A 16,749-nucleotide genomic window follows, 5' to 3' on the forward strand; every position below is an offset into this window, starting at 1 on the left:
CCCCCGAAATCACGTCTGCATCCACAGTGACGCCATCGTCTGCATCCTGAGCGACGGCCAACACGGTATCTAGCAGCCGTGCGGATGCTGAGTTTGTCGCTGGCGCAGCCCGGCAACGCGCGAGGCTGGAAAACCGACTGCCGTTCAGCCGTGTCCGTGGTGGTTTGACGGTGGCTGCGGGTCGTCGGCGCTGGTCGCGGGCAGCGCAGGAATGTTCAGTGCGATGGCGGCGCCGCTGGGAGCCGGTGGCCGTGGTGAGTAGCTGATGCCGTTGGGGCCCATGCCTACAGGGATTGTCGCCATCACTGACTGAGTTGGTATGTCGATGACGGACACGGTGTCGTCGTAGCTGTTGGTGACCCAGGCGTGGGTGCCGGTGGGGTCGATGACCACCCCGTGTGGGCCTGCGCCGGTGCTAACGGCGCGGAGCAGGGTCATCGCCGTCGTGTCGATCAACGAGACGGTGTGCCCAGCAGCTTCCCGGGTGCCTTGGTCAGCTGAGATCACGGTCGATTCATCGGGGGTCAGGTATAGCTGCACCGGGGCCGTCGGAACGGCGACGCTGCCGACCACTGTGCGGCTAGTCAAATCGACCTTCACCACCGCCGGGGGTTCAGTGGTTCCGGTGTAGGCGTAACGGCCGTCGGAGCTGACTGCTACCTGCGCTGGTCCGCTGCCCACGGCTATGCTGCCCGTAACTTGATCCGTGCCGGGGTCGATCAGCTCCACCGTCCCTGTCACTGGGTCGGCGATAACGATCACCGAGCCGTCGGCAGCGGAGCGCAGACCGTGTGGGGTGCCTCCCACGTCGATGCGGCCTATTTGCTGCAGGTCGGCGCCCTGATACACCGACACGGTGCCGTCACCCGAATTGGTTACATAAATCTTCTTGTTGGGCGCTTCGATCACATGTGCGGGAGCGGGTCCGGTGGCCGCGGCTGCGGCCACTTGGTAGGTCTTGGTGTCGATGGCCACAACCATGTTGGCGCTACTGGTCGCATACACCGTGTGGCCGTCATGGCCGATTTGAACGTTATGCGGCCCTGCCAGGCCAGTGAGGGTCGTGGCCACCACATTCCTGGCCGCGTCGAGGACCGTCAGGCTGTTGTCGCCTTCTTCAGCCACCCAGACAGACCCTCCAAACCGGGCGGATTCGGTGGCTGGCGTTGGCGGTGACGGCTGCGGCGCATCCGATACCGCCGAACAGCTTGCCAGAACAACACCGAGCACCGTCGCCGCCACGGCTGTCCGGAGTTCAATCCTCATGAAAGTCCCCCCATACCGGTGCGACGTGCTGGATGGCGGATTGATATCGGTAGGCCAATGATGATCAACGGTGCTCGCATAAAACGGCCATACGACTGCGATATTCGTTTCGTCGATCCCACCTCGGGCGAACCGCTCGGTGAGCAGACTCTCCGAGTTGTCTGCAATGTTGGCGGCCGGTTGCGGTGAGACCTGTTGCGAGGCAATCAAATATCGGATGCCGAAAACGATCGCCGTGACCATTGGGCGTGTCAGATGGTTTGTGTAGCTGTGGCTCCTAGTGGATGGAGCACTATCGATGGATATGACCGCTGAAGAGCAGCTCTCTGGTGCTGATGCTGTGGAGCAGCTTCGCGCTGCAGGGGTGTTGGATGACGTGTTGGCCAGGATTGATGCCGGCCAGCTGCAGTTGACCGGGCAGGGTGGGTTTCTGCCCGAGATGGTCAAAGCTGTCTTGGAGCGCGGACTGGCTGCCGAGCTGACCGAGCATCTGGGCTATGACAAGGGCGATCCGATCGGGCGGGAGCTGCCCAACGCCCGCAACGGGTTCACACCCAAGACGGTGGCCAGCGAGGTCGGCGACGTCGGATTGGCGATCCCACGCGATCGTGACGGCAGCTTCCGCCCGACGCTGGTCCCCAAGGGTTCGCGGCGCCTGGGCGGCCTCGACGACATGATCATCTCGCTCTACGCCGGCGGGATGACCATCCGCGATATCCAGCATCATCTGGCCGCCACGATCGGCACCGAGCTCTCCCACGAGACGATCTCCAAGATCACCGACGCGGTGCTCGAGGAGGTCACCCAATGGCAGAAACGGCCGCTCGAGGAGCTCTATCCGATCGTCTACCTCGACGCTTTGGTCATCAAGATCCGCGACGGCCACCAGGTCAAGAACAGAGCGGCCCATATCGCTATCGGTGTCGATCTCGACGGCATCCGCCACGTGTTGGGGATCTGGGTGACCGCCAACGAAGGCGCGAAGTTCTGGGCCGGGGTGTGTGCTGAGTTGGCTAATCGCGGCGTCAAGGACATCCTGATTGTGTGCACTGATGGGCTGACCGGGTTCGCCGAAGCCGTCGAGGCGACCTGGCCGCAGACCACGGTGCAGACCTGCGTGGTGCATCTGATCCGTAACTCGATGCGGTTCGTGTCCTACGGCCAGCGCAAGACGATCGCGGCGGCACTGAAGACCATCTACACCGCTCCGACGGTCGACGCCGCGGCTGAGGCGTTCGAAGAATTCGCCAATTCCGCTCTGGGGCAGTCGAATCCGACGACAGTGATTGCCTGGCGTAACGCCTGGGAGCGGTTCATCCCGTTCCTGGCGTTCCCGCCGGAGTTGCGGCGCATCATCTACACCACCAACGCGATCGAATCGCTGAACTACCAACTGCGCAAAATCATCAAGAACCGCGGCCATTTCCCCAATGACCAGGCCGCAGTGAAACTGCTGTGGCTGGCGATCTGCAACATAGAAGACAAACGCGCCCGAGAACGTCAAAAGTTCATCGACGACCCCCTCGCCACCGGTGACCGCTCACGCCACAACCGCCTCGTCGAAGGAGCCCGCACCAACGGCTGGAAACAAGCCCTCGGAGCCCTCGTTCTCAACTACCCCGACCGCATCAACCCCTACCTGTAAACCGCCACCTACACAGAAACCTTGACAAGCTCTGACCATTGCCACCAGAATCAGCACCATCACCACGCTGATGGGTACCCAGACAACCCCCGCCCCAGCCGTGCCCCCACATCCAGTGGTCGCCGTCGTACATCGTCGCCACACCCCTTGTGTCCATCCACCGTGCTCTGCAAGTGTTGGCTACCAGTCAGTGTCGGGGCTAGGGCATATGGTCCCCGGCCGTGGCGATTTCAGAGGCTGTGAACGTGATCTCCCGCTACCACCGCGACGTCCTCGCCGCGCTGATCCACCACGAGGACTGACGGGCAGTCAATCCCGGCACACGCTGATCAGCGCACCGCATGAAAGGGGACAGTAGGAGATGGATGCGATTCGCACCAATGCAAACGAACCGTCCGCCCGACCGATCGCGGGAGCCGCCAGCCGGCCCACGTACAGGAGCAGCAATGAGCAAACACAAGGTGCAGGTGCGCCGCGTCTACGACGACCCGGCCCCCGGGGACGGGAACCGCGTACTGGTGGATCGGATCTGGCCGCGCGGCATGACCAAAGAGAAAGCGGAGCTCGACGAGTGGTGCAAGACGATCGCGCCATCCACCGAGCTGCGCACGTGGTATCACCACGACCCGCAACGTTTCACCGAGTTCACCCGCCGCTACCACGACGAACTGACCCAACCCGAACGGGCCGAGGCGCTGGCACATCTGCGGATCCTGGCCAAGGACCGAAACCTCACCCTGCTTACGGCGAGCAAGGCCGTCGACATCAGCGAAGCCACCGTGCTTGCCGAGATGCTGAGTTGAGCGGCGGCGCCGCCACCGCAGCCCGTCGATGACGCCCGGCCGCCCGGCGAGTTCCCGCACGGCGAGCACGTTGACGAAGTCGTGTTCAGCTTTGGCCCCCATTCCAGGACACGTCGCTCGCCTTGAGAAGGACTCGTCCGTCGAGGACTTGCAGTGTTCATGGCAAGTCCGACACCGGTACGGTTTTTCTGCGGCCATAGCGTGCGGCCATAGCGTCCTGAACCCCAGACGTGGCACGGAAGCCGACGCAGCGGAGTGGGCGACTGTGTCGACCTACGGGCTGAACGACCGCGGAGCCGTTTGTGAGGTTGTTCTGAAGGCGACGTGAGGAACCGTGGGAATCGACCGGGGCGCTGCGCCACCCGAGACCGAAGATTTGCCAAAGCAGCGTCTCTATTAGAGTTCGGACAGTTCTGGTCGTCGCCGCGACCGTGTTCGTCGCAGTCCACCTAACAGAGGAGCCCACATGTTGTTGTCTGCTGAGTCCACAGCCGTCGTCAAGGCGACTGCCGGCGTCGTCGCCGACAACTCCGTCGAGATCACCACGCGGTTCTACCCGCATATGTTCGCGGCGCACCCTGAGTTGATGCGGGTGTTCAACAAGGCGAACCAGGCGATCGGCGAGCAGCCGCGCGCGCTGGCGGCCAGCGTCGTCGCCTACGCCGTGAACCTCATCGACCCGAACGCGCCCGACTTCGGTCCGGTCATGCGCCGGATCGCCCATAAGCACGTGTCACTGGGGATCAAGTCGTACGAGTATCCGATTGTCGGCCACCACCTCATGTGGGCAATCGGTGACGTCCTCGGTGAGGCCGTCACCCCCGAGATTGCCGCCGCATGGGATGAGGTCTACTGGCTCTTCGGCTGTCAGCTCATCGCCGAGGAGGCCAAACTTTACGCGCTGGGCGGTACCGACCCCGAACGGCCGTGGCGCAAGTACCGGGTCGTCGAGCGACTCGACGAGAGCCCGGAAATTTTCTCGCTGATCCTCGCGCCCGTTGAGGGAAAGACCCCCGAACATCACACGGGCCAGTACGTCGCGATCGCCGTCGACCTACCCAGCGGCGAGCGGCAGCCACGTCAATACACGATCTCATCCGGACCCCGCGGCGACTCGCTCCGGGTGACCATCAAGCGTGTCCGTGGCGTCGGCGGGGCTCCAGACGGCCAGGTGTCGAACTGGTTGGGCGACAACGCCAAACCCGGCGCCGTTCTGGATGTCTCGCAGCCATGCGGTGATCTGATACTCGATGAGTCCGACGGCCCCCTGGTGCTGGTCTCGGCCGGTATCGGCATCACACCGATCGCGGCCATCGTCGAGGACCTCTCGCGCCGTCAGCCCGACCGCCAAGTGCGGATCTTCCACGCCGACACCTCACATCGCAACCACGCCTTGTACGCCCACCTGCGCCGCCAGGTGCTGGCCATGGGCGACGCCAAGGCGCAGAACTGGTACGAGGAGGACGCCGAGTCCGCACCCACCCTGCATCCGGCCCTACCCGGCTACATGGATCTCTCAGACATCCAGATCCCCTCTGACGCCACCGTCTTCATGTGCGGTCCCCTGCCGTTCATGCGGGCAACCCGCAGGGCCCTGCTCGACAAGGGCATCTCAGGCGAACGGATTCACTACGAAGTGTTCGGGCCGGACCTGTGGGCACAGAACCCCGACTCGGCCGAAGACGCCGGATAGTCGGCACCCAGCCGACCATCTGAATGAACTTCGCGGGTGACATACTGATTTCCGTGCAACGATTTTCGCTCGACGCGCTGGCCGCCCAGCAGCTCGAACTGGCTGCCGCACACGGCGGGCGAGTTGCCTCCGACACGGTAGTCGGCGGTCATGAGCGAGTGCTGCGCCAGACGGTGGTGGGCATGATGAAAGGCGCTGAGCTACGCGAACACAACAACCCTGGAGAAGCCACGTTGCATGTGTTGCGGGGACGGGTCCGCCTGACATCCGAAGGCAACGCATGGGAGGGGCGGTCCGGTGACCTGCTGGAAATTCCTAATGCCCGCCATGGGGTGCTGGCGCTCGAGGACTCAGCCATCTTGCTGACTGTGGCCAAGCTGCCCTGAGTAGACCCTGCTCCAGCCAAAGTTGCGGGAGGGTGTCGTGTCGAGATACGACGCATGCCCGCGGTCGAGTTCGCAGTGGTGCACTCGTTGTTCTAAAAAGTTCCTTTTGGTTTGGGGTTGAATGTTTCGGCCGGTTCTTGAAGCTTCAGATCAGGCCGAGCTCCTCAGCAGGTCGAAGAGGTGTTTTGCGACCCGGCAGCAGCGGGTTGGTCGTCGGTCGGTCGGTTCGGTCCTGGTCAGCGCCGCAGGGCGTCCCAGGCTTCCGCGCAGAGTCGTGCGATGACGGCGGCCGCGGGTTCGACGGCGACGACGTCGCCGACGCCCAGGCCGGCGTTGACCGGCGCCAGTCGGTAGTCGCCGTCAGCGATGGCGGTACGCACGTGGGCGAGCGCGCCATGGTCGGCGGCCAACTCATGCTCGCGGCCGTCCCAGGCGTCGGTGAACCCGTTACCGATCACCCGTTCGGGCATCGAAGCGGGCCATGGATAGCCCAGCGCGATGTCGAAAGCCCGGGTGACGACGGTGTCGGTACCGTCCGCTGCGATCATCGCCTCGCGCGCGGCGTCGGAGAGAGTGGATTCACGACAGGCGGCGAACGCGGTGCCTATCCACGCTCCGGATGCCCCGGCTGCCAGGGCCGCGGCGAGGGAGCGCCCGGATGCGATGCCCCCAGCAGCCAGCACCGGCACGTCCACCCGTTCGAGAAGCTCGCGAAGCAGCGGCAGAGTCCCCCTCAGCGGCTGGCCGTGCCCGCCGCCCTCCGCGCCGCGGGCCACCAGCACCGCAACCCCGGCGTCGACGGCCCTCAGTGCGCCGTCGAGGTCAGCGACTTGAGTTGCGGTGACGGACCCACTGCCTCGGGCGCGTTCCACCCATGACCAGTCCTCGCCGAAACTCACCGACAGCAACGCAGGCCGCGACGCCAGGGCAGCCTCTAGAAGGGCGGGCTCGACCCGCACTCCCCAGCCGATCAATCCAATGCCGAACGGGCTGTCAACGTCCGAGAGGTACGCGAGTTCCCGCTGCAGCAGCGCGGTTGACCCCGCGCTACCGATCCCGATCATGCCCAAGCCACCGGAGCGGGTGACCGCTGCCGCCAGCGCCCCACCGGCGACGCCACCCATCGGAGCGTTGAGGATCGGGGCGGACAGGCCCATCGCCGCCGCCCACGGCGTGGAAAGTCTGTTCATATCGCTCATCAGCGTCGCACAGGCTCATTCCGCTTACCTGCAGGACGCTGACGTCGATGCCGGCGCGGCGAAGGTCGTGGAGAACGCCGTCGCGCAGGGTCCGTTCCGAGGCGGGACATCCGCGGCAGGCGCCGTCCATCGCGACCTGCACGGCATCGTCGGTGAGCGACACGATGCGCAGGCCGCCGCCGTGGGACAGCGCTACCTCGCCGGTGCTGCGGGCGACGATGTTGCGGGCCCGGGCCAGGTCGTCGACGGCGTCGATTTCCTCAAGGATCACCGTGCGGCAGACCGGCGCGAGCGTGGCCCATTGATCCCCAGGCCGGCAGCGGGTGAGGTGGGCTTGTTCACCACGGACCTCGATGCGGGCGAGCCGGCCCTGTTCGAGCAGCTGCGCCAACTTGCCGGGGCAGCCGTCCGGCGCTTCGGGCGTCCACCGGCCGTCCGGGGACCATCCCAGTGCCGCGATCACGAATCGGATGGTGTCGGGATCCGCGGTTCGTTCGGCATGCAGCCGCAGCTGTGTTCGGGGTCGGGGTCGGTCCGGATCGGTCTGGGACATGGTGCGCTACCCGGCGATCATGGTGAAGACGCGGTTGCCGATGAATGCGGCGGTATAGGCGATGACCAGAAGCCCTGCGAAGGCTGTGAGTGGCCATTTCCAGGAATTCGTCTCCCTCCGCATCACCGCGACCGTGGACATACATTGCAACGCGTAGGCGAAGAACAGCAGGATGGCGGCCACGGTGCCCGGCGAGTAGAGGGGCTTGCCGTCGGCTCGGGTCTTGGCCTTCAAAGCATCGGAGATGCTCTGGTCTTCATCTCTCTCCGCGGCGCTGATCTGCCCCAGTGTGGAGACAAACACCTCGCGGGCCGACAACGACGACAGCACAGCCACGTTGATCTCCCAGTTGAAACCCAGCGGGGCGAAGGCCGGCACCATGGCGGTGCCGATTTTGCCGGCGACGCTGTTCTCCATCTGGTGGGCCGCCGCCTGCGGCGGCGTCAGGTCCGCCGGGGCCTCGACGCGGGGAACGTTGAGCAGGACCCACAGCACCGCCGTGGTGGCCAAGATAATGGTGCCTGCCTTGCGGATGAACATCTTGGCCGAATCCCAGGCCTGGATGACGACCTGCTTGGCCCCCGGCACCCGGTAGGGCGGCAGCTCGAGGTAGAACGGCAGGCTGTCGGAGCGCAGCACGCTGCGCTTGAGCAGTGCGGCCAGCCCCATGGCCGAAACGGCGCCGAGCAGGTACAGGCCCAACAACACCAGACCTTGCGCCCGCAACGGGCCGAGAACCGGGGTGTTCGGGACGAAGGCGGCGATCAGCAGGGTGTACACCGGCAGCCGGGCCGAGCAGGTCATCAGCGGCGAGACCAGGATCGTGGCGATCCGGTCCCGCGATGAAGGAATGGTCCGGGTTGCCATGATGCCCGGGACGGCGCACGCGTAGGAACTCAGCAATGCGACGAAACTGCGGCCCTCCAGACCCACCGCCCCCATCACCCGGTCCATCACCAGGGCGACCCGGGACATGTATCCGATGTTCTCCAGGAACGAGATCATCACGAAGAGAAGGATGATCTGCGGCACGAAGCCGAGGACGGAGCCGACGCCGCCGATCAGCCCGTCGGAGACGAACCCGGCGAGCAACTCGTTGGGAATGCGCGACGTTGCCAGTGCGCCCAGCCACTCGAAGAAAGTGTTGATCCCGTCGGTCAACGGTGCCGCCCAGGCGAAGATCACCTGGAAGAAGGTGACCATGAACAGGGCGAAGATCGCCGTGCCGACACCGGGGTGGAGCAGAATTCGATCGACCCGTTCGGTCCACGGATTGCGTTCACCGGCGACGTGGACCGCCTGGGCCGTCACGGAGTCGATCCACCCGGCCAGGCCCTCGGGGTCACTCGGAGGCTCCAGAACCGGCCGCGGCCAGCCGGCGGGGTTCTCCAGCAGGCCGCGGACGGATTCCACGCCCCGGCCCGAGGTGCCGACGGCACCGATCACCTCGATGCCCAGGGCGTTGGACAGCGCTGGAATGTTGATGCTGCCGCCGCCGGCCTCGACCTCGTCGATCATCGTCAGCACGAGAGCTGTGGGCAGGCCCAGCCGCAACGCCTGTCCGACCAGCACCAGCGAACGCTCCAAAGTGGTCGCATCCACCACCAGCAGCAGCGCATCCGGCGGCGGCGCGTCGGGATTCTTGCCTTCCAGAAGGTCGCTGACCACCTGCTCGTCGGGGCTGACGGGTTCCAGGCTGTAAGTGCCGGGCAGGTCCTCCAGTGCAACCTTGCGATCGCCCAGCCGGACCGTCCCGACCCGCCTTGTCACCGTCACGCCAGGATAGTTGGGTCTGCTGCAGGAATAGGTGACATCTGAGTTGGCTTGCCCACAGGGGCGAGCTGGAAGGATGTCCTTGTGCCCAGGCCTTACCCCCGCGAGTTCCGCGACGATGTCGTGCGGGTCGCTCGCAACCGCGATGACGGTGTGACGATCGAGCAGATCGCCACTGATTTCGGTGTGCACCCGATGACCTTGCACAAGTGGATGCGCCAAGCCGATGTTGATGAGGGCACCAAGCCCGGCAAGAGCACTGGTGAGTCTGCTGAGCTGCGTGAGGCGCGGCGCCGGATCAAGTTGTTGGAGCAGGAGAATGAGGTCCTGCGCCGGGCCACGGCCTATCTGTCACAGGCCAATCTGCCGGGAAAAGGATCTACCCGCTCGTAAGTGAGCTCGCCGCCGACGGGATCCCCGTCGCGGTGACGTGCCGGGTTCTCAAGCTCGCTCGCCAGCCGTACTACCGCTGGCGGGCCAATCCCATTACCGACGCCGAGGTCATCGAGGCGTATCGCGCCAATGCCCTTTTCGACGCTCACAAGGACGACCCCGAGTTCGGCTACCGCTATCTGGTCGAGGAGGCCCGCGAGGCCGGCGAGTCGATGGCCGAGCGCACCGGCTGGCGGATCTGCTCGCAGCATCGGTTGTGGAGCGTGTTCGGCAAGAAGCGCGGCAAGAACGGCAAAGTGAGCCCGCCGGTGCACGATGATCTTGTCGAGCGCGACTTCACCGCTGGTGGTCCAAATCAGCTGTGGCTCAGCGATATCACCGAGCATCGCACCGATGAGGGCAAGCTCTATCTCTGTGCGATCAAGGACGTGTTCTCCAACCGCATCGTCGGGTACTCGATCGACTCCCGGATGAAGTCCCGGCTGGCCACCACAGCGCTCAGTAGTGCGGTGGCTCGCCGTGGTGATGTAGCCGGGTGCATCTTGCATTCGGATCGCGGATCTCAGTTCAGGTCAAGGCGATTCGTGCACGCACTCGGCCGTTACGGGATGGTCGGATCGATGGGTCGCGTCGGTGCATGCCTGTTGACCGGCTAATCCGGGAGAATGCAGGCACGTAAACGACACGCCAGCAAGGAAAATGCTTGACTGGCGGTAGGCGGCGGGGTTGCACTTGTCTTATGGCGATTCAGCATCAGCTGCGTCTGCACCCAGGCACCGATGTCGCCTGGGTGTTGTCCGGTCCGGGCTGTGAGAAGTACGCGTTGGTCAACGAGTACCTGGGGTATTTGGCCGACCGGAATTATTCTCCCCGCACGCTGCGGGCCTACGGCTATGACCTGCTGGCATTCTGCCGTTGGCTCGACGACGTCGATGTCACATTGAGTGCGGTGACCACCGAGACGGTGCTGGACTTCATGCGGCACTGCCGGCAGACTCCGATCGCGGGGCGCCCCGCCAATGTGGTGTCGATGACCGGCGCGGCCTACGACCACTACTCGTCGACGACCATCAACCACCGCCTTGCCGCATTGACCGGCCTGTACCAGTTCCGCGAACTGCGTGACCCCAGGCTGCGGAGCCCGATCCCTAGTGGCCGCGAAGCCCGTCGGGTCAGCGCTGAGGAACGCACCGGCTTGCTTGGACATTTGGTCCGGCCCAAACGCCGATCGGCGCTGCGGCTGCGCGAACCGCGTCGGCTGCCGCGGGCCTTGAATCGTCACGAGACCGCTCAGCTGTTATCGAGCCTGCGGACGTGGCGTGACCGGGCACTGGCTGGGCTGATGTTGTTGTCCGGGCTTCGATCTGGAGAACTGCTGACCCTCAACGTGACCGATGTCGATATCGGTGCCCGCTGGGTGAAGGTGATGGGCAAAGGCGCCAAGGAGCGCCGCGTGCCTCTCGATGTGGAGGTCGCCGGGCTGATCCAAACCTATCTGCTCGTTGAAAGACCCGAATCGGACAGCAACCTCCTATTCCTGGTCGCGAAAGGCCCGCATCGGGGCCAACCCTTGACCGCGGCCGGTTTACGCACAATCTTCCGGTATCACCGAGCCAAGACCGGGGTGCTCGCGGGTCACCCGCATGCGTTACGACATACCTTCGGCACCGCGATGGCCGAGGCCGGGGTGGATCTGGCGGTGATGCAAGCTCTGCTCGGGCACTCCCACATCGATCACCACAGCCCGCTACATCCATCTGGCACCCATCCACGTCAAGGCGGAATACGATGCTGCCCGAACACGATTACGTTCCCGCCCCTGAAACACCGGCGCAGATCTACGCTGCCTACCTGGTTCACCTACAACGCCGGGACCGCGGCAACACCGCTTATGCCCAAGCCGCCCGATCGTTTCTACGGCGCTGGCCCCGAGTCCAGACCTGGGCCGACATCCCACTGCAGCAGCAGTTGGCGGCGAACTGTTCGACGCGGCCGTTTATCACGTTCCTGATGGTCAGCCGACGGCTGCAACCGGGTTACGACTACCTCGTGCACCGCAAACTCTGCAGCCTCTGGCACGAGCTGACCGACAGCTGCCTGCAACCCGACCTCGATCAGTTCCTGCGCGCAGCAGCCGAATTGGGTTTCAGTCAGCGGGTCGCTTCGGCGATCGGCTCGCAGATCATCGCCCGCCTGCTGATCCAGACCGCCCGCCCCCTGGCCGATCTGCGGGAACATGATCTGCAAGAGTTGCTGCACGCTTGCGATAGCCGACAGGAACGCACCGGCCGCGGTGCCAGGCACTATCGCAGCACCACCCACAGTGCCCGCCAGATCCTGTTCCACCTCGGCATCCTCGACGACCAAGCACCTCCGGCGGTCGCCCCGTTGACCCTCGAGGAGCGCATGGCCGACGTCCCGGCGGCGCTGCGGCCGGAGTTCGTGGCCTATCTGAACCGCAAATACGCCACCTGCGTGCCCAAAACGGTCAGCTCCCTGGCCACCCGATTGGCACATTTCGGCCGCTACCTCGCCGCCACCGACCCCAGCCTGACCTCGCTGAACCAACTGGACCGCCGCCGGCACATCGAGCCGTTCATCACCTCGCTGACCACCGCCACCAACAGCGTCACCGGTGAGCCGATCACCATCGCCGACCGGATCCGACGCATCCACGCGGTGGGCAACTTCCTGGCCGAAATCACCGAATGGGGATGGGACGACGCCCCACCGCGGCGCCTGATCTTCCGCACCGACATGCCGCGCCCACCCCGCTGTCTGCCCCGATATCTACCGGTCGATGCAGACCGCACACTCACTGCCGCCCTGGCGAAATCACCTTACCGACTCGCCGCTGACGCCCTGCTGGTGCAGCGGGCCTGCGGACTGCGCATCGGTGAACTGCTCGACCTCGAACTCGACTGCATCCACGAGATCCCGGGCCAGGGATCGTGGCTCAAAGTTCCCCTCGGCAAGCTCAACTCCGAACGCATGATCCCCGTCGACGACGAGGTCCTCACCCTCGTGGACCGCATCACCACAACCCGCTCCTGCGGGCTACCGATGATCCATCCCCGCACCGGCGCCCCCGCCGACTTCCTGTTCACTCACCACGGGAAAAGACTGTCCCAGAACGCAATACGCGAAGAACTGAACCGGGCAGCCCAAGCTGCTGGCCTAGGACACATCACACCGCATCAACTGCGACACACCTATGCCACTGCACTGATCAACGCTGGAGTATCGCTGCAGGCCCTCATGGCACTGCTGGGCCACGTCTCCTCCCAGATGAGTCTGCGATATGCCCACCTCTTCGACCACACCGTACGCACCGAATACGAACGCGCCTTGGACCTGGCCAAAAGTCATATCGGAGCGCTGCCCACCACCACCGCAGTCGGGTTGCCGCTGACCGATATCACCGGCACCGGCTGGAAAGACACCCCGGCCATCAAATCCCGCCTGGCCGGCGGATACTGCCTACGCGCACCCGCGCAAGGGTCCTGCCCGTATGCCAACATCTGCGAACACTGTCCCAGCTTCCACACCGACGCCACCCACCTCGCTGTCCTTGCCGCCCAACGCATCGACGCCCACGATCTGGCCGTAGACGCAGAAAAACGGGGATGGATCAACGAAGCCGACCGCCACCGCAAGCTCGTCTCCCGACTCGACGCGCTCATCACCGCAGCGGCATCCGCATGAACGAACCCGCCCTGCTGCGCGTCGAACGGGTCTGCGCCAACCTCGCCACCGCCGGCCAGCCCATCACCTTCACCGCCGTCGCCGAGCACGCCCAGATCAGCCGCGCCACCCTCTACCGCGACCGCCAGCTCCGCGCCATCGTCGACGAACACCGCACCCGACAAACCGACGCCCGCACCCTCACCGGCCTGGCCACCGACGTCGCCCACCTACGCACCGCCGTCGAAGCACTCGCCGCACGCGTCAAACGCCACGACGAACAACTCCGCAAACTCACCACACCACCCCGACAATGAACCACTCCGCACGCCAACACAGCTCCCTGAGCCCGCATTAGCCGGTCAAGCCTACGACAACGCGTTGATGGAGTGCGTAATCGGGCTGTACAAGACCGAGTGCATCCGCACCACGATCTTCCACGCCGGCCCCTACCGCAACATCGGAGACGTCGAGTACGCCACCGCCGGCTGGGTCGACTGGTACAACACCAGGCGCCTGCACAGCAGCCTTGAGATGATGACCCCCGTGGAGTTCGAGCAAGCCCACTACGCGACCCTCAACCGAGAGCCGCAACCCGTATAAAAGCGGCAGAGAACCTGGGGCGCTTCAGACGACTCCCCCGGTCCATCACTCGCGGTCGCGCCACCCGAGGCGCAGCCACCTCACACACCGCCCACCTACTATTGAACTACGTAGATCTCGTGACCGGAAGGTGTCCGTGTGCTGATCCGCAACCTTTTCGCCATCGCCCTGACCGGGGCTCTGGCCGCGGCCTGTTCGTCGAACGCCCCCGAAAGCCCGCCACCCGCCGTCGTGCCGGGCATGGTGCACATCCACGGCTTCGGCATCAACCCATCTGACGACAAGCTCTACGTCGCAACTCATTACGGCCTCTACACCGTTGAGCAAGATCAGGCGCCACAACGAGTCGGTGAGCTCTCGCAGGACTTCATGGGCTTCACCGTCGCCGGCCCCGACGAATTCCTGGCCAGCGGCCACCCCGACCCCGCCGATCGCCAACAACCGCCCCACCTCGGCCTGATCAAAAGCAGCGACGCCGGCCAGTCCTGGGAACCTCTGTCATTGCACGGTAGCGCCGACTTCCACGCACTCAAATACCGCCACGGACGGGTCTACGGTCACGACAGTCAATCCCGCACCGTGATGGTTAGTTTTGATCAGCGGTCCTGGCAGCAGCGCGCAGAAGTCCCCGCCGTCGACCTCGCAATATCACCGGATGCCCCGGATGAGATCCTCGCAACAGCACGCCAAGGGCTGCTCCGAAGCACCGACGGGGCGAGGACGTTCAGCGCAGTCACCGGTGCGCCGGCACTGCTGTTCATCAGCTGGCCCGACCGCGGTCCCCTGCTCGGCGCCGACCTCGAAGGACGGCTGTACACCAGCGCCGACGACGGGCAGACCTGGCAGCCGGGCCACTCGCTCAACAACAAACCCCAGGCCCTGCTCGCCGCCGGCAACGGTCAGGTCTACATCGCCACTGATACCGCCATCTACACCTCCACCGACAACGGCGCGACCGTCAACGTCCTCACCGCTGTCGAATAGACACCCGACCGCAAAACCCCCGTCGAAGCCGTGCGAGACGGGTTTCGAGTACGCAGAACGATTGCCTACTCAACCCTGCACATCGCTCACACCATCGACGACATCGGTGAATGGACCGAACCGCCAGGATTTCCTCTGCGATGGACCGGCCTCGCAGCGAAGCTCCTAGTACCGCCGCACGTTGTGAATCGGTGCCGACGAGATCGGCGCGACTTTCACCGGCGTTCCGTACGTCGACGCATGCACCATCAACCCGTCGCCGATGTAGATCCCCGCGTGAGACACGTCAGCATAGAAGGTCACGATGTCGCCGGGCTGAACGTCTGAAAGCGCCACCGGCTGCCCGCCCTGCGCAAGCGCCTGACTCGACCGAGGCAACGACTTGCCGTTCTGCAGAAACGCCCACTTAATCAGCCCAGAGCAGTCGACGCATCCGGACCGGTGGCTCCCCACGAATAAGGCGACCCCACCCGTGTCAGCGCCGCCTGGACCACCGCAACACCGTTCCCCGAGGAGGCCCCACCCGCCGGGCCCGGCATAGCAACGATGCTCGGATCGCTCACCGGCGGAGTCGACGGCAAAGGAGGCGGCGCGGGGCCAGGGTCGGCCAGAATCGCTCGCTGATCAGGCGTCAAAGCGTCGTAGCGGGCCTGCACAGCAGCAATCTGCTCCGCCATCCGACGCTGTTTGGCCTCCAGGTCGGTCCGCACTGCCGCGGCCTCATCGGCCGCACTCCGTGCTTGGGCTGCCGACTTCGCAGACCGCTCCGCAGTTGCCGCGGCCCGCGCGCTGGCCGACCGGAACGCAGCCATCTGCACAGTCAGCTCCGACGCAACCGTCTTCTGAACTGCCAGCTGATCGATCAAATCCTGAGGAGTGTTGACCGTCTCTCGGGATGACGATCACGGGGTATGTGGACGTCATTGAGCGTGCTGATGTGGCCTGTGCCGCCGTTGTCGAATTGATCTTGTTCGTGTGCACCGTCAGTGTGACGAGGAACTGATGGGTGCGCGGCACCTCGCTGAAGTCTTGGCGGGCTTGCGAGGTGCCGCGCTGTAGTGCTCGGAGGCACTGATGGTGACGGTAGAGGTCGATTCTGTCCGCGTCGAGTCCCGGCTGGCTGGTGGGGCGATCGCCTGTCCGGCTTGCCTGGACGGTGTGCTCGGCGGCTGGGGGTATGCCCGCGCCCGCCACGTCGAGGGGCTCGATGATCCGGTGCGGCCGCGCCGGGCCCGGTGCCGCTCTTGTCTGGTCACTCATGTGTTGTTGCCGGTCACCATGCTGTTGCGCAGAGCATATGCAGCCGAGCGGATTTGGATGGCGCTGTCGGCGCGGGCTGAAGGGGTAGGGCATCGCGGGATCGCTGCCCGGTTGCAGGTACCGCCGTCAACGGTGCGGGGCTGGCTGCGGCGGGCTGGGCAGCGTCTGGAGTCGATGCGGGCGTGGTTTGTCACGGTGGCGGTGCGTACGGGGATCGATGTGACGATCCCCGACGGACTCGGCTGTGGTTGGCGTGACGTCGAGGCGGCGGTCTTGGTCGCCGCGTCGGCGATCGGGCAGCGGTTCGGGTCGGCCGGGTTGCTGGGCGTGGTGACGCCGGCGCTGGTGATGGTGGCCGTCAGCGGCGGCCGGTTGTTGGCGCCCGGGTGGCCGCCGATGTCATCGGCGGTGCCACACAACACCAGTTGCCCCTGACGCGCTGTCAGGTGATCGGTGATCCTCGCCAGGGCGCCTGTCCGGCACCGGTTTCGGGTGGGGCCATCGACT

Annotated in this window: 13 protein-coding genes and 3 pseudogenes; 11 read left to right on the forward strand and 5 right to left on the reverse strand. The window is 65.0% G+C overall.

Translation table 11 applies throughout. The annotated features are described in order from the left end of the window. Positions 1-144: 144 nt before the first annotated feature. Positions 145-1,509, reverse strand: a complete 1,365-nt coding sequence (locus tag KXD97_RS00835; protein WP_313901337.1) for a cytochrome D1 domain-containing protein — start codon at positions 1,507-1,509, stop codon at positions 145-147. 55 nt (positions 1,510-1,564) lie between these two features. On the opposite strand from KXD97_RS00835, the gene KXD97_RS00840 reads away from it, so the two are divergent. The 4 genes from KXD97_RS00840 to KXD97_RS00855 all read left to right on the forward strand — a co-directional run bounded on the left by KXD97_RS00840 (position 1,565) and on the right by KXD97_RS00855 (position 5,793). Then, positions 1,565-2,911, forward strand: coding sequence for an IS256 family transposase (locus tag KXD97_RS00840; RefSeq protein WP_396884637.1), 1,347 nt, complete (start codon positions 1,565-1,567; stop codon positions 2,909-2,911). A 446-nt stretch (positions 2,912-3,357) separates the two neighbouring features. Beyond that, positions 3,358-3,714, forward strand: a complete 357-nt coding sequence (locus KXD97_RS00845) for a DUF488 domain-containing protein (RefSeq protein WP_260755027.1) — start codon at positions 3,358-3,360, stop codon at positions 3,712-3,714. Positions 3,715-4,180: 466 nt separating this feature from the next. Beyond that, the gene (locus tag KXD97_RS00850; RefSeq protein ID WP_260755028.1) at positions 4,181-5,407 is read left to right on the forward strand and encodes a globin domain-containing protein; all 1,227 of its coding nucleotides are present in this window, start codon (positions 4,181-4,183) and stop codon (positions 5,405-5,407) included. Positions 5,408-5,460: 53 nt separating this feature from the next. Further along, positions 5,461-5,793, forward strand: a complete 333-nt coding sequence (locus tag KXD97_RS00855; protein ID WP_260758260.1) for a cupin domain-containing protein — start codon at positions 5,461-5,463, stop codon at positions 5,791-5,793. Between the two features lie 236 nt (positions 5,794-6,029). Here the strand turns inward: KXD97_RS00855 and KXD97_RS00860 are convergent, their stop codons facing one another. Genes KXD97_RS00860 through KXD97_RS00870 form a run of 3 tightly spaced genes read right to left on the reverse strand, consistent with a single transcriptional unit; the run spans position 6,030 to position 9,321 of the window. After that, positions 6,030-6,950 carry a nitronate monooxygenase family protein gene (locus KXD97_RS00860; RefSeq protein WP_260758261.1) on the reverse strand — a complete coding sequence of 307 codons (921 nt, stop codon included), beginning with the start codon at positions 6,948-6,950 and terminating at the stop codon, positions 6,030-6,032. After that, entirely contained in the window at positions 6,841-7,545 is a 705-nt protein-coding gene (locus KXD97_RS00865) for a NifU family protein (RefSeq protein WP_260755029.1), read from the reverse strand. Before KXD97_RS00865 ends, KXD97_RS00860 begins: the two co-directional genes overlap by 110 nt. Positions 7,546-7,551: 6 nt before the next feature. Then, positions 7,552-9,321, reverse strand: coding sequence for a ferrous iron transporter B (locus KXD97_RS00870; RefSeq protein ID WP_260755030.1), 1,770 nt, complete (start codon positions 9,319-9,321; stop codon positions 7,552-7,554). A gap of 81 nt (positions 9,322-9,402) precedes the next feature. Between KXD97_RS00870 and KXD97_RS00875 the strand changes: the two are divergent. The 6 genes and pseudogenes from KXD97_RS00875 to KXD97_RS00900 all read left to right on the forward strand — a co-directional run. Next, positions 9,403-10,352, forward strand: a pseudogene (locus tag KXD97_RS00875) (IS3 family transposase); the annotation flags it as partial. Between the two features lie 98 nt (positions 10,353-10,450). Then, on the forward strand, positions 10,451-11,722 hold the full coding sequence (locus KXD97_RS00880; protein WP_260755031.1) for a tyrosine-type recombinase/integrase: 1,272 nt from the start codon (positions 10,451-10,453) through the stop codon (positions 11,720-11,722). Next, positions 11,722-13,416, forward strand: coding sequence for a site-specific integrase (locus tag KXD97_RS00885; RefSeq protein WP_260755032.1), 1,695 nt, complete (start codon positions 11,722-11,724; stop codon positions 13,414-13,416). The genes KXD97_RS00880 and KXD97_RS00885 overlap by 1 nt, the downstream gene beginning before the upstream one ends. Continuing rightward, the gene (locus tag KXD97_RS00890; RefSeq protein ID WP_260754051.1) at positions 13,413-13,712 is read left to right on the forward strand and encodes a hypothetical protein; all 300 of its coding nucleotides are present in this window, start codon (positions 13,413-13,415) and stop codon (positions 13,710-13,712) included. Before KXD97_RS00885 ends, KXD97_RS00890 begins: the two co-directional genes overlap by 4 nt. 43 nt (positions 13,713-13,755) lie before the next feature. Next, a pseudogene (locus KXD97_RS00895) lies at positions 13,756-13,998 on the forward strand (integrase core domain-containing protein); the annotation flags it as partial. A gap of 138 nt (positions 13,999-14,136) precedes the next feature. Then, positions 14,137-14,982: a F510_1955 family glycosylhydrolase gene (locus KXD97_RS00900; protein ID WP_260755033.1), complete on the forward strand. Its 846-nt coding sequence runs from the start codon at positions 14,137-14,139 to the stop codon at positions 14,980-14,982. 165 nt (positions 14,983-15,147) lie between these two features. Here KXD97_RS00900 and KXD97_RS00905 read toward each other — a convergent pair. Next, a pseudogene (locus tag KXD97_RS00905) lies at positions 15,148-15,869 on the reverse strand (NlpC/P60 family protein); the annotation flags it as partial. Between the two features lie 187 nt (positions 15,870-16,056). On the opposite strand from KXD97_RS00905, the gene KXD97_RS00910 reads away from it, so the two are divergent. Next, complete coding sequence (locus KXD97_RS00910) at positions 16,057-16,677, forward strand: helix-turn-helix domain-containing protein (RefSeq protein WP_260755034.1); 621 nt, start codon at positions 16,057-16,059, stop codon at positions 16,675-16,677. Positions 16,678-16,749 lie beyond the last annotated feature (72 nt).

The sequence above is a fragment of the Mycobacterium sp. SMC-8 genome (genome assembly GCF_025263565.1).
Lineage (GTDB): Bacteria > Actinomycetota > Actinomycetes > Mycobacteriales > Mycobacteriaceae > Mycobacterium.